At 51.9% G+C, this 14,094-nt stretch carries 5 protein-coding genes; all 5 read left to right on the forward strand.

Going from position 1 to position 14,094, the window contains the following annotated elements; genetic code table 11:
• Positions 1-559: 559 nt before the first annotated feature.
• Positions 560-3,535 carry a helicase-related protein gene (locus AC2FLG_RS06240; protein ID WP_496705472.1) on the forward strand — a complete coding sequence of 992 codons (2,976 nt, stop codon included), beginning with the start codon at positions 560-562 and terminating at the stop codon, positions 3,533-3,535.
• The gene (locus AC2FLG_RS06245) at positions 3,532-7,470 is read left to right on the forward strand and encodes an Eco57I restriction-modification methylase domain-containing protein (RefSeq protein ID WP_496705474.1); all 3,939 of its coding nucleotides are present in this window, start codon (positions 3,532-3,534) and stop codon (positions 7,468-7,470) included. Before AC2FLG_RS06240 ends, AC2FLG_RS06245 begins: the two co-directional genes overlap by 4 nt.
• The gene (gene drmA, locus AC2FLG_RS06250; protein ID WP_496705475.1) at positions 7,467-10,964 is read left to right on the forward strand and encodes a DISARM system helicase DrmA; all 3,498 of its coding nucleotides are present in this window, start codon (positions 7,467-7,469) and stop codon (positions 10,962-10,964) included. The genes AC2FLG_RS06245 and drmA overlap by 4 nt, the downstream gene beginning before the upstream one ends.
• Positions 10,961-12,796 (forward strand): DrmB family protein, encoded by a 1,836-nt coding sequence (gene drmB / locus AC2FLG_RS06255; RefSeq protein WP_496705476.1) that lies wholly within the window; start codon positions 10,961-10,963, stop codon positions 12,794-12,796. The genes drmA and drmB overlap by 4 nt, the downstream gene beginning before the upstream one ends.
• 97 nt (positions 12,797-12,893) lie before the next feature.
• Complete coding sequence (locus AC2FLG_RS06260; RefSeq protein ID WP_496705477.1) at positions 12,894-13,862, forward strand: ATP-binding protein; 969 nt, start codon at positions 12,894-12,896, stop codon at positions 13,860-13,862.
• Positions 13,863-14,094: the final 232 nt, after the last annotated feature.

Below are 14,094 nucleotides of genomic sequence, written 5' to 3' on the forward strand. Positions count from 1 at the left end.
GTCGCGACACGATCAAGTTTCGTGATGCACGCTTGTTCTTCACACCAGGCAGGTCACATTACCCGACCGGCTACCTTCAGCCTCGCGCTGGGCAGATTCATATTGGCGACCGCCACTCTCGTTCGCGACTAAGATATGGGATCAACCTGTCAGATCCACCTTGGTACTGCGAGGGCGAGACGAGCCCCGAGTATGCATTGCGGCATGCGCTCAGATTCCTGACTAAGGAATACGACGTTGACATAAATCAGATAGAGGAACTGCGATCTAAACTTTCATTTGAAAGCTAGCGCAATAGAGCAATTATATTGTTGTACCAAATTCACCTGGCACCGCGAGCTGATCTGAACTGGCAGTAGAGCCATAGTAGGGTCCGAGACCCGTCACTCAGACATGTGAACCGCTGCATCACTCAATCCGTACTCCGCAGGCAAATACCCGTTGCTGCCGACGCGCGAATGGATCAAACTCAAGTGGCTGACAATCAAGGAAAAGCACGCGGCTTGTTCAGCTGTAGAAGCTTATTCACCCTGCAACTTGATCTTGACGAGGAAACTGAGTGGGAAGTCCTAAATTCGAAATTGGTCAATGCGTTCGCGTCCGTAGACGTCACTGGCTAATTGAAAATATTGAATCAAGTGAATTTGCACCTGATGTTCTTGAAATCCGATGCCTCGATGACGATGCGACGGGTCAAAAGCAACTCATCCTCCCGAGATCGGAAATCGCGATCGAATGCGTTGACGATGAACTTTGGCACCAGCTGGGATCAAATGTTCCAACTGATGCAAAAGGGTACTCCGCCTATTTGCAATCTTTGCAATGGAACACGGCAACAGCAGCCGACAATAAGCTCTTCCAAGCTCCATTTAGAGCCGGGATCGAAATTTCGCCCTATCAGTTGACTCCATTGGCCAAAGCGCTGGACCTGCCTCGTGTTAACCTATTGATCGCCGACGACGTTGGTTTGGGAAAGACAATTGAAGCCGGGTTGGTTTTACGTGAATTGCTGTTGCGAAAACGTGTAGACTTCTTCGTAGTCTCATCCCCCGCATCAATGACACAGCAATGGAAAGAAGAACTGTCTTCAAAATTCGGTTTAACTGCTGAGATTGTCGATGCAGATTTCTTCGCCGAGATGAGAGCTGAACGAGGGTTTGGTTACAACCCGTGGCAATCAGGAAATGCATTCATCATTTCTCACTCTCTACTGAGGGATGAAGGTTATATGGTTGGCCTAAAGGCGATACTTGGTGCGCCTCGTGCCAGGTCAATGTTCATTCTTGACGAGGCTCACCACGCTGCGCCCGCACACAGTCAGGCATATGCCACCGACAGCCAGATGACCCGCGCGGTCCGCGAGCTTTCCAAGATGTTTGAACATCGCCTTTTCCTAACCGCAACCCCTCACAACGGGCATTCAAATTCTTTTGCAGCCCTGCTGGAAATGCTCGATCCACAGCGTTTCACCCGCGGCATAGCTGTGTCACAAGACGAACACGACGCGATAATGGTGCGCCGGCTAAAATCAGATTTGAGAGAGCTTACTGATACGCCTTTTCCGGTTCGCCATGTGGATAATATAGAACTACCGGACACCCCGTCCGATGCACCGGAGCTTAAACTGTTTCAGTCACTATTGGACTTTGGAGAGCTGGAGGAAAGCAAAGGCGGACATTCCTTTGTTCTGTTGCAGCAAAGGCTCTTATCATCGGTTTCAGCGTTTTGCACCACGCTCCAAGGTGAAGTTAACAAGATGGTGAATGGTGAGCTTAAAACGGCTGCCGAGGCCCTGTTAACAACAGCTACACGCCAAGCCTTCAAGGGCGACTCGAAAAGTAAGAATCTTGCGGCCTGGATCAGAGAGCATTTAGGGGAAGGGAAATTCTGGAACCAAAGACGGCTCATTGTCTTTTCAGAGTATCAAACCACGATTGATTGGTTGAAGAAGCAACTGCTCGAAGAACTGTCTGTCGAGCTTGAGGATGAGCGTATCGCTGAATTCACTGGCGACACCGACAAGAATGAAAGGGAGCGCCTCAAGGCTAGATTCAACGCAGACCCCGCAATGGAGCCACTGCGCATTTTGTTGTGCACTGATGCCGCGCGCGAAGGCATTAATCTTCAGCATCGTTGCTACGATTTGTTTCACTTTGATTTGCCCTGGAATCCTTCCAGGCTTGAGCAGCGCAATGGTCGTATAGACCGACGTTTGCAACCAAACCCGGATGTGTATTGCCGTTATTTCACCTACAAGCATCGGCCATCGGACCGAATTCTTGCGGCACTGGTAAGAAAAACTGAACGTATAAATAGAGAATTGGGTGAAGTTGGCTCAGTTATCGAAACAGAGATTGAAAAACGCTTCAAAACTGGCATCACACGCGAGAATATGGATCGGCTGGAGCAGGACCTAGAGTCTGAAAGCTATCTAGAAGCACAGCGTTTGAAAGAAGAGCTTCTGATTGCTCCAGAGAAACAGAAACGCCTTCGAAAACTAGAAAGCGAATTGCAATCAATCGCACGACGTCTGGAGCAATCAAAAATTCAAAAAAATGTTGCACCAAATGCCTTGCAGGCGGTTTTCCTCAATGCACTTGAAAAGATGCATGTAGATATTGGTCCGAAACAAATTGCTCAGGAAAATGGTGTGGATGTCATCGCCCTCGACCCTAAATCTCCGGGCTTTTCCAATGCAGACTGGACACCGGTCTTTGACCAATTGCGTGAGCGGCCGCGCAACAAGGACGAGACTGTTGCTGAGTATCGCCAGAACGCTCCAGTGAAGAGAGTCAGCTTTTCACCCGTCAAGGACGGGGATCGGTTGAGAACTGGCATAGAACATCTGCATCTGGAACACCGTTTAGTTAGGCGACTGCTGGCTCAGTTCGATGCCCAGGGGTTTCGCTCGCGGCTGGAAAGAACGGCGGTCCTGCAGACAGCTATCGAACGCCCGCGCGTTGTGCTGCTTATCCGGCTCACGCTCTACGCCAAAGGAGCCAATCGGCTGCATTCTGAGATTATTCCCGTTGCAGCGTCGGTTAATCTGAATGGCGTGACACCTCTGAAGTTCGAAGGTCAAACAGCATCTGAGGTTTATAGAAACCTCCAAGAGGCAATCCAGTCTTCGTCAAGGCCGGATGAACCGATTTGCGATGAGTACCGTAAGCGCGCTTCGGCCGACGCCCAATTTCTGCGCGAAATTGCCGAGCGGCAGGCGCGAGAGAATGAACAAAATGTCCGTAGGGAATTGACCGAAATTGGCGAGGCTCAGGCTCGCTCACTTAAACTTCTACTTGAACAGCAGCGCGACCGAATTATCAAACAACAGGGTGCGGTCCAACACGAGTTCGACTTTAGCGAGCAAGAGCGTGAACAACGGCGGCTGGACAAGCTTAACTGGGAAGACCGACTGCAAGAGCTGGATATCGAGATTGAATCTGAGCCTGAGCTTGTGCGCCAAAAACACATTGTATCGGCCCGTCGAATTGAGCCCGTGGGCATTGTTTATCTGTTGCCGGAGAAACTTAAATGATTGATCTCTGGCTGAAACATGTGCGCCAAGAAGGGTTAGTTGTTTCTCAATCGGCGTTAGATGAGGAAAATCTTGTTCCCATCAAGCAAACTGCTGAAGACACCAGGGTGTTCGAGGAAAACGTGTCCGATATCTGGCAGATGGGCACCAATGTTCTGGGTTGGCCGCAAAGCCGCATACAGCGCGGAGAGAACTTGCCCGCTGAGGCCACATGCAGGCTAACCGAAATGGACGTCACGCTGAAAACTGATGCAGCGCTTGCTGGTAAAGCAGACGAACCACCGCGCCTGCTAATTAAATGCATTGAGCGCGGGTCAGACCCGGATAGCCGAATTTCCATTGGGAATTGGAGCGGCATTACCGAGCAACAGGCATTTGAACGCCACCTGCGTGAAACTGGCGTCGCGCAGGGCCTGCTTGTTACTGATCAGGTGCTACGTCTGACATACTCACCGCCGGGAGAGACCCCAGGTTTTCTTGAATGGCCAATCGACGGCCTGAAAACCACCGCCGGACGTGAGATGTTGTCCGGCCTGAAACTGCTTCTGGGCAAGAATGCCATCTGGGGTAGTGCCGAAGCCCGTCTTGACGGCATTCTAAAACGTTCGCGTGAAAACCAGAACATCGTCTCGACTAAACTGGCCGACCAAGTGCTGGGTGCGCTGTACACCCTTCTGCGCGGGTTCACCTCAGAGGCCGAAACTGACACCAGCATGCGCGCCGTGGCGGAAAGCCAGCCGCAGGAGTTTTACGAGGGTCTTCTCACGGTTTTGATGCGACTGGTCTTTGTGCTCTATGCCGAAGATCGCGAGTTGATGCCCTCGTTAGATAATCAACAGGCCAAGTCGATCTACGAACAAGGTTACGCGGTACGCCGCCTTTTTGTCGATCTGGAGGCTGAAGCGGCCCTGTACCCCGACACCATGGCTGACCGCTACGGCGCTTGGGGTCGTCTGCTTGGGTTGTTTCAACTGATTCACGATGGGGCTGGACCGGAGTTCATGCACCAGCGCCGTGGGAAACTGTTTGATCCGGAAACCTTCCCCTTTCTGCTCGGTCGGTTCGGCGATGGTGATCAGCCTGATGTCCTTCCTGTCTCGGACAAGTGCATTTACGAAGTATTGCGCCAATTACTGATGCTGGGCGGCGAACGGCTGTCTTACAAGACACTAGACGTGGAACAGATTGGCTCGGTTTATGAGACGGTCATGGGCTTCACCGTCACCCGCTCCCAAGGGTCGAGCATCGCGTTGAAATCCGGTAAGGGCAACATTCCCGCCTATATCAACCTGGAGGACGTGCTCGCCAAAGCACCAGACAAGCGCAAGAAGTTTCTGGCGGATACAATTGATTACACTACCACCGACGCCCAGAACAAACTTATAAAAACAGCAAACACCGTAGATGATCTTCTGGCGGCTCTGGACAAGAAAATCGACGAACGTGGATCGCCCGGAAAACGCATCGTCACAGAAGGCACTATTGTTCTGCAGCCAACCGACGAACGGCGCAAAACTGGCAGCCACTATACCCCACGTTCCCTTACTGCTCCAATTGTGCGAGAGGCCTTGGAGCCGATCCTGAAGCAAATAGGCGACGACGCGACGCCCGATCAGGTGCTCGACTTAAAAGTCTGCGATCCGGCGATGGGATCCGGTGCATTTTTGGTGGAAACCTGCCGCGCATTGGGCGAGCGGCTTGAGGCGGCATGGGTGACCCATCCTGAATTACTGCCAGATGAGGCACGCACTGATCCACAGACATTCGCCCGCCGCGAGGTGGCCAAACGATGCCTGTACGGTGTCGATAAGAACCACATGGCCACCGACCTGGCAAAATTGTCGCTTTGGTTGGTCACCCTTTCCAAGGATGAGGATTTCAGTTTTCTTGATCACGCGCTCAAAACGGGGGATTCCCTTGTCGGGCTAACGCTTGATCAAATCAATGCTGTGAATTGGCAAACAGAAGGGTCTACACCGCTGTTTGCAAGTCAATTTATTCAGCTGGTTAATGCAGCGCGCCAGGACCGTCAGCGCATTCGCACAGCTCCAGACAATGTCACCTTCGAAGCGCAAAAGCATCGGCTGGATGAGGCAGACCATGAACTGGCCGAAGTACGTCTTGGTGGCGATGCAGTAATCGCCGTGTTCTTTTCGGAACAAAAAGCCAAAACCCGCAAGGAAGCACTGGATGAATTTCAGGTGCAGCTGGGGCGGGAAGATGGTTGGGATAAGGCTCGCCGGTTGCGAGCTCAGCTTGTCAGCGGTCCTCACCCGATCACACCGTTCCACTGGCAAATCGAATTTCCCGAAGTGTTTGAGGGCGAGAGGCCCGGTTTCGACAGTATCGTCGGAAACCCGCCGTTCGCTGGCAAAAACACAATCATCAATGGAAATCGCGGTGGCTTCCTAGACTGGTTGAAAGTGATTAGCCCCAAGTCTCATGGCAACGCCGATCTGTCGGCGCACTTCTTTCGCCGAGCTTACGGCCTGCTGCGTAAGGGTGGCACTATGGGATTAATTGCCACCAATACCATAGGTCAGGGTGACACCCGAGAAAGTGGATTGCGGTTTCTACTGCAAAAACAAGAAGGTGAGATTTACCGCGCCAGACGTCGGGTAAAATGGCCCGGTGACGCCGCGGTTGTGGTGTCGACCGTACATATGGCTAAAGATGGGTCAAACCACGTGCCAATCCGGCTGGATGACCGTCCAGTGAGCCGTATTTCCGCCTTTGTGCGTGAAGGCAATTTTGATGACACTCCGGTGGTCCTCCAGGCAAACAAGGGAACGGCCTTTCAAGGTTCGATCATCCTTGGTTTGGGGTTCACCTTTGATGATGACAATGCGTCCAAGGGGAAAGCGACATCGCTTTCCAAGATGCGGGACTTGATTGAAAAAAATCCGCGCAACGCCGAACGGATTAAACCATATCTTGGAGGTAGCGAGGTCAATACAGACCCGCAGCACAAACATCACCGCTATGTCATCGATTTTGAGGATTTCCCGTTGCGTCGGAACTCTAATCTTACTTTGTGGGAAAGCGTATCCGATCACGACCGGACAGAAATGCTGCGTAATGGTTTAGTGCCCAAGGATTACCCTGATCCAGTAGCAGCAGACTGGCCCGATCTACTTGAAATTGTCGAGGAACTAGTAAAGCCTGACAGGTTAACAGATAACCGCGATAACTATCGAAATATCTGGTGGAGATATGGCGAAAATCGCCCCGGCCTCATTAGTGGTCTCCGAAAGCAAGCGGAAAAGCAATGCATCGCAATAGTTCTGTATAGTCCGAACCTTTCGGTTGTCGTACTAAACAGCCGACAAGTCTTTTCCAATAAGTTGGCGGTAGTTCCCGATGCTACGACTGCGACCTTTGCCTCCCTCCAATCGTCTGCTCATGAAGTTTGGGCTAGAGTAAGCGGATCTACTTTGAAGGATGACTTGGCATACTCTATTTCAGATTGCCTGGAAGCATTCCCCAAACCTAAATTCCACGCCGATGTAGAGGCAATTGGACTCGATTATTTGGAGCTTCGGTCATCGGTTTTGACCACTACAAACTTAGGTCTTACCAAAACCTACAACCGCTTCCACGATCCACTCGACCGCAAGCCCGATATAGTTGAACTGCGACACCTCCACGCCAAAATGGATGATGCAGTGCTTCGCGCCTATGGCTGGGACGATTTGGCCGATATGGCGCAAGACACCTCACCCGATGGCGCAGCACCACGTTTCTTGCATCAAACGGATGAGCCCGAATTTGCCTATCAGAAACGCTATCACTGGCCCGCATGGTTCCGCGACAAAGTTCTGGCTCGCTTGCTGGAATTGAACCGCACCCGTGCCGCTGAGGAAGCGAAAGGAGACACAGAAGGTAAGATGAAACCGAAGGCCTTGCAGCTAGATCGACAAGGAACACTGATATGAGCGACGAAGCCTTAAAAACCTCAGCAGATGTTCGCGACGAAATCATCGATGCGTTCCGCATGGATGTGGTCGGGCCTGACACCCGCCCCGCTTTCCACGATAGTCACATGGCCAATCATGAGGTCATCAATTCTACTCGTCCGTCCAGCTTTTACTTGATCGGCTATCTCACCCCAGCCGAAGGCTCGGTCGTCGGCCTTTCCAAAAACGACGCCCCCGAAATCCAAAAGCCCTTACCCAGTTTGGATGACGACCCGGAACCGGGCGCGGCAGCTGGCGAGGACAGCGACGGCGGAGTAGAAGCCAAGCAGCGCAAACGCCTTGATCCATCCAGCCTTGGCTTGACCGCCTTTGTCGCCCCAGAGTGTCCGCATATCGACGTCACCCTGCGCTATGCCGATTACATCGCCCAGCCGCCCATCCCTCAGGAGGTGTTAGACGGAACAGGCAAAGGGGCACCGAAGGAAATCAGCTGGCACCGTAAGCCAAATTCCGTTGATCACAGGATCACTGCGGCAAAGCTCGCCGAGGCAGCCCAAGCCAAGGGTGGTATTTCCATTCCGTTGCTGGATACCGAGTCCCCTCAGAGAAAGGGCGGCGTTTTGCATCTGCACCTGATGGTGCAGCATACCAAACTGCCCCGACCTGAGGCTGATCTTGATGGTTTGTCGGTCACCGTATTCGTGATCAACCGACGCCCTGCGGCTCAACGATTTCGCGATGTGTCCAATGTATTTCAGGTCGGCTTGTCTCTGAAGGCAGGCGGTGCTGGTTTCATCGGAAACCCGGATATGAGCGGCTACAAAGCAGATGATCCGGACCTCCGTCTGCACGATTTGCATTATGCCGACGTTCTGCGATTTGCCGGTGGCCGCAATATTGGCACAGGACATGCCGAACCGTCTGAAGGTCACACCGAAATGGTATGGACCGATCCATTGCCGTCGGCGGATGTGGAAAAAGTTGACCAGAACAAAGCACTGGAGACCGTCACAGAATTTAACATGCTCGCTCTAGCTGAGCTTGCTAAGGATGCCTCGAAACTGGCGAGTGTTTTGCAGAGCTTTCCAAGTGACTATGCCAAATTCATTTCAAGCCAGTCGAACGAGCTTCTCTCGATCGAAACTGCTGCGCGATGGGACGTTGCAAGCGAACTGGTTGCCAAGCAGGAAGAGGCCCGAGCTCGCATGCAACAGGGCATCGAGTTACTAGAAGCCGATGAGGCAGCGCGTGATGCGTTTCGCGCGATGAACCTGTCGATCAATTCCTATCTTGAGAAGCGCGGCATTGTCGGAGCCTCTTGGCGACCGTTCCAGTTGGCCTTTATCCTGCTGAACCTAAACGGCCTTTCTGATCCAACTCACGCCGACCGCACAACCGTCGATTTGCTGTTCTTTCCTACCGGCGGCGGTAAAACAGAGGCCTATCTTGGCCTTGCAGCCTTTCAGATTGCTTATCGACGCCTTAACAATCCGGATTGGCTAGGTAGCGGCGTCTGCGTAATCATGCGCTATACTTTGCGACTTCTCACCCTAGACCAGCTTGGCCGAGCCGCCGCCATGATCTGCGCCATGGAGTTGTTGCGCCGCTCACCGGAGTGGCAGAAGAACGATCAACCTCGACTTGGCTTTTTCCCCATTGAGATTGGGTTGTGGGTCGGTTCCGGGGCAACTCCAAATCTTATTGGCGGACGCGGTGAACAAGACAGCCACGCTCGCCATGCCTACACCAAGGTCAACAGGTATCGAAAATCGGGGCGCGAAGCACCGGCCCCAATAAAGGAATGCCCGTGGTGCGGTGCGCCATTCGGCAAGGACACCTTCCATGTGGTCGGCAAGCGTATGCTGATCAACTGTGAAAACATCGATTGTGATTTCAGCGCCGAAAACGGTGGACTGCCCGTTCTGGCCGTGGATGAGGAAATCTACAACAGACTACCTGCGTTTGTTGTCGGCACTGTCGATAAATTTGCGTCGTTGCCAAGGCGCGGCGAGGTCGGTCGATTCTTCGACAATGTTAATCGCATGAGTCAGGAGACGGATACTAAACATCTTCGATTCTATGGGGCTGATGAGCCGGGTGTCGGCTTTCTCTTGCACGATCAAGGTGAGAGCCTGCCACCGCCATCGCTGGTAATTCAGGACGAGTTACACCTGATTTCCGGCCCCTTGGGCACCATTGCGGGCCTTTATGAGGCATTGGTTGACCGATTGTCTTCACGCAAGATTAACGGTGAATTGCGTGGTCCCAAAATTGTCGCTTCGACTGCCACAGTACGGCGGGCCGAAGACCAAATTGAAAAACTGTTTGGTCGGGACAAGACAGCAATTTTTCCTCCACCAGGGATTGATCGACGCAACAGCTACTTTGCCATTACCCGACCTTTGGAAGAGGCACATGGCCGTCGATATTTGGCAATAAGCGCTCTGGGTATCGGTCCGCGCAAAGTTCTCCTACGCTCCGTCGTGCCTATTCTTGCCGCAGCACAAAAACAGTACGATGACGATCCACGGGACGCGGATGAAAACGCAGCGGATCCCTACATGACTGCCCTGTGCTACTTCAATGCACTCCGGGAGCTGGGGGCCAGTCGTCGCATCGTTGAAGACGAGGTGGCCAACAATTTGCGCAGTTGGCCCCTAAAGCGCTTGCGCGATGGACAAAATATCGCAGAGACTTCATTTGCCAGCCGCAGCATCGCCGCGCCAGAAGAATTGACTTCGCGCCTCAGCACAGACCTCGTGGCTAAGGCCAAGAAGCGGTTGGCGGAAAGCTTTCTCAAATCGCCACCAAAAGAAAATGAAGGTCCGCTTGATGTGGCGCTGGCAACCAATATGATTTCCGTTGGTCTCGACATCACCCGTCTCGGCTTGATGCTTGTGCAAAATCAACCCAAGTCAGCGGCTGAATATATTCAGGCTACCAGCCGCGTCGGGCGTGACTCCGACCGCCCTGGCATGGTGTTTGTAATTTTAAACATGCACCGGGCACGTGACCGCGCTCATTATGAAGACTTTGAGACTTATCACAAAGCTTTCTACCGTGCAGTCGAAGCCACAAGCGTCACACCGGGGTCAATGCGCGCCAAAGACCGAGCTCTTGGTGCAGTGTTTGCCGGTTTGGTACGGCACCTCAATCCTGACTTTGCAATCAAGGCTGGTGCATCCAAATTTGATCCAAAGGACCCTTCTGTCATCGAAGCAAGTAACTTCCTGAAATCGAGGGTCTGTTTGCAGGAAGATATCGACCGTCTAATTGACAGCTGGGAACAATTGCTAGCGGATCACGGCGATGAAGACCTTTATTGGGACACCAATCGCGCCGATGATCAGGGGCTTATGCACAATCCTTTAACCGACCTCTCTGCTCTTTCATCAGACTTTGAGCTTTATCGGGCTGGCTGGTCAATGCGCGATGTTCAACCTGGGATCGACCTTGACATCAAGGACTACCTGGCCGGGCCGCAAATCAAGAAAAAGGTGGATACTTGGTGAGCTCCAAAGATGAAATTAGGTTGTCACAACTGATCCAGACCTTTGGACCGGGCGCAATTGTTGATCTACCAGACAACTCTGTGATGATCATGGGGCTGGACAGCTGGCCAATTGCATTTGGAAACCAAAGCATGCGGCAGATCAAAGAGCCTCGGCTGGTAAACTACCTTACGAAGCTCTTGAACAATTCTGAAGACGGGGAGAGCTGGCTCGCGACAGGCGTGACCTTGAGCCTGTACGAGCCACCTCTCAACGGAGACACACCGACAGGCCACAAAACTCCTGCCGTTCCTGCGGTAAAGTACCCCAGATGGGAAGTTGTCTCAGATCCCTCAGATCTGTCCAAACAGGAGCTGCGACGGTTTCGGTCGGGAGAAAAGCCAAAGGGGAAAAAGGGACAAACCATATCGCCTGTTCGCTGGGTCGCCGCTTGCAGCAAGGGCCACATCGACGATATCGATTGGCGATATTTTGTTCATCAAGGTAAGAACTGCCAGCAAACGATGTATATGAAGGATGAAGGCGCCGCCGGTGATCCTCAGTACATTACGGTCCTGTGTGACTGTGGAGCCAATCGAAAGCTGAGTGAGCTTTTTACCGAAAATGCGCTTGGTACCTGCAAGGGGTACCGCCCATGGATTGAGGGTTATACGGCTACAGCATGCAATGAGAGCCAGCGTCCGATGACACGAGGGGCGATCAATAACTACTACTCACAGACACTAAAGCTGATTGCTCTGCCGACCGACCAGAACGAAATTGAACAAAAGATACACGATCACTTGCCGGCGTTTGACAGCGTCAAAAGCCTTGAGGAAGCACTACACCCTATTCATTACGGACAGGGCCCCATCAAAAATGCGTTCGAGGGTATCAGTCAGGCCGAAGTCTGGGCAGCATTGCAGAAAGTGCGCGCTGATCAGGTTTCTTCTGACACAAGTGATATCGAGAATCCGAAAGTTGAAGAATATGCGATACTGGCAAGTGGAAAAAAGCTAATTGGACAAAATAGTTTAGGCGCTCGACTTCATGCCGAGACGCTGGACGACGCGGACTGGCGGGATCCTGGCGAGTTCGATACCTCATTTATTAGCTCGCTCGCAAAAGTACACCGGCTTTGCGAAGTAACCTGCCTATACGGTTTCACGCGGATTGAGCCGGCTCCATCGCCGTTCGATGAAATCCAAGAAGACATTACGCTCGAGGTCAAAGGTCAGTCACTGGCTGACAAAGTAACTTGGCTCCCGGCAATGGAGCAATTTGGCGAAGGCTTGTTTTTGAAGTTTGACATCAGTGAAGTTCGAAAACGCATCGGCACTTTGGGAAAAGAGAGCTCTCTAAACGAGTTAAAGCAGCGTTATGAATCCTGGTATCAAAAGGACCCAACTAGGCGGCGACCCTACCCGGGAGACGAGTACGTTTTTGTCCACTCTTTGTCTCACTTGCTGATTGAACAGATTTCCCTTGAAGCCGGTTATCCTTCAACATCACTTTCAGAACGAATTTATGTCTTGAAGCCGGAGGGAAGCGGGCGAGTCTCGAAACTGGGTTTGCTTATTTATGCAGCTGGCGGGGGATCACAGGGGACGCTGGGCGGATTACTTGATCAAGCAACCAACCTTCCGGCGACGTTGCACCGAGGAATAAAGCGCCAATCGGTCTGTGGAAATGATCCAATTTGCTCTTCCGAATCTGACCTTCTGACGTCGGATGTCGACATGATCAACGGCGCGGCATGCCACGGCTGCTTGTTCACAGCAGAAACAAGTTGCGAACGCCGAAATACTCTGTTGGATCGGATTTCTATGCTGGAAATCTTGGGGACTCGATAAGCACACTGAGGTTCGTCCTCCATCTTATGAGCGCTGGCTCGTTAAACGAAAGACCATTATGCACGTCCATCTTCCAAACAGCCTTGAACCCACTAGTTTGGCTGCGTTTGCAATCGAGCTTCGCGACCTGCCAATAGCAGATGAGTACATTTTCGATTTTGGAAAAACACGCCGTTTTCCACCTTTCTCGATGTTGTTTTTGGCGTCTGTTCTTAGATCTTTTCGCAGTGCCCGGCCTGATGCGCGAAGAGGGGCAATAAACCACGAAAAACACGGGTATGCTGCCCATTTCGGTTTCTTTCAGTCCTTCGGCCTAGACCATGGAAATTCTCCGGGTGATGCAGCTGGAAGCGATCGTTACATCCCCATCAGTGAATACAGTGTCGCCGAAATTGAACGCGAAGCATCTGACAACTTCCTAGAAACCGGTGATGTGATTGAACGGAAATCAACAGAACTCGCTGAGATTCTTACCCAGCAGGAAGCAGGCGTTCTGCAGGACACTCTGACGTATTCTATCCGGGAGATAATTCGTAATGTCGTAGAGCACAGCGAGTCTGATCGGGTGTACCTTTGCGCTCAGTACTGGCCGCAATATGAACAAGTTGAAGTTGGAATAGTGGATAATGGGATTGGGATACACGCAGCACTAACGCGGAACCCAGCTCATGAAGAGTTGACTGAGGACGAAGCACTTGAACTAGCTCTGATGCCCGGAATTTCGGGAAATCCATTTGCTGGAAAAGGGCACAATGTATGGAATAACTCTGGATACGGTCTATACATGACCAGTCGGATATGCCGAAACGGCGGCAGTTTTCTGATTTGCTCTGGCGGTCATGGAATTGACCTTACGAATGAAAATGGAAAGCTGACATTCCAGACCGACTTCCAAGGGACGGCAATCCGATTGTTCATCAACACTAAAAACATGAAAAACCTTTCGGAACGACTTGCTGAGTTTGCCGCGCAAGGACGAGAAGCAGCACGATTTCTCGACGGTGCTAACGATAGCCTTGCGTCAAAAGCCTCGCAGATGCTGCGTCGGGACTTTCAAATGGAATAATCGCATTTTTCTTCTGCTTCGTTTGACGTTCGACCGGGCCCAAGTCACATGCAGTGTTGCAGAGAACGTTGCAAGCCAGATCTTGAGACCTGCAAAAGCCGTCAAGCTTCAAGCAGTTAGTGCCCTGAGAAGAATTGATTGATTATCAAATGGTCTAACTGAATTGGTTTCCGAGAAACAGCCTACGGCCACCAGAACGCATTAGTAGGTTTAATTTCAGCCCTTTAGTGGG

Source organism: Ruegeria sp. CDSA193 (assembly GCF_059611885.1).

What these genes read in the sequence shown, in the direction of transcription:
- AC2FLG_RS06245 (WP_496705474.1), top strand. Translation starts at nt 3,532, where the DNA reads ATGATTGATCTCTGGCTGAAACATGTGCGCCAAGAAGGGTTAGTTGTT.
- drmA (WP_496705475.1), top strand. Translation starts at nt 7,467, where the DNA reads ATGAGCGACGAAGCCTTAAAAACCTCAGCAGATGTTCGCGACGAAATC.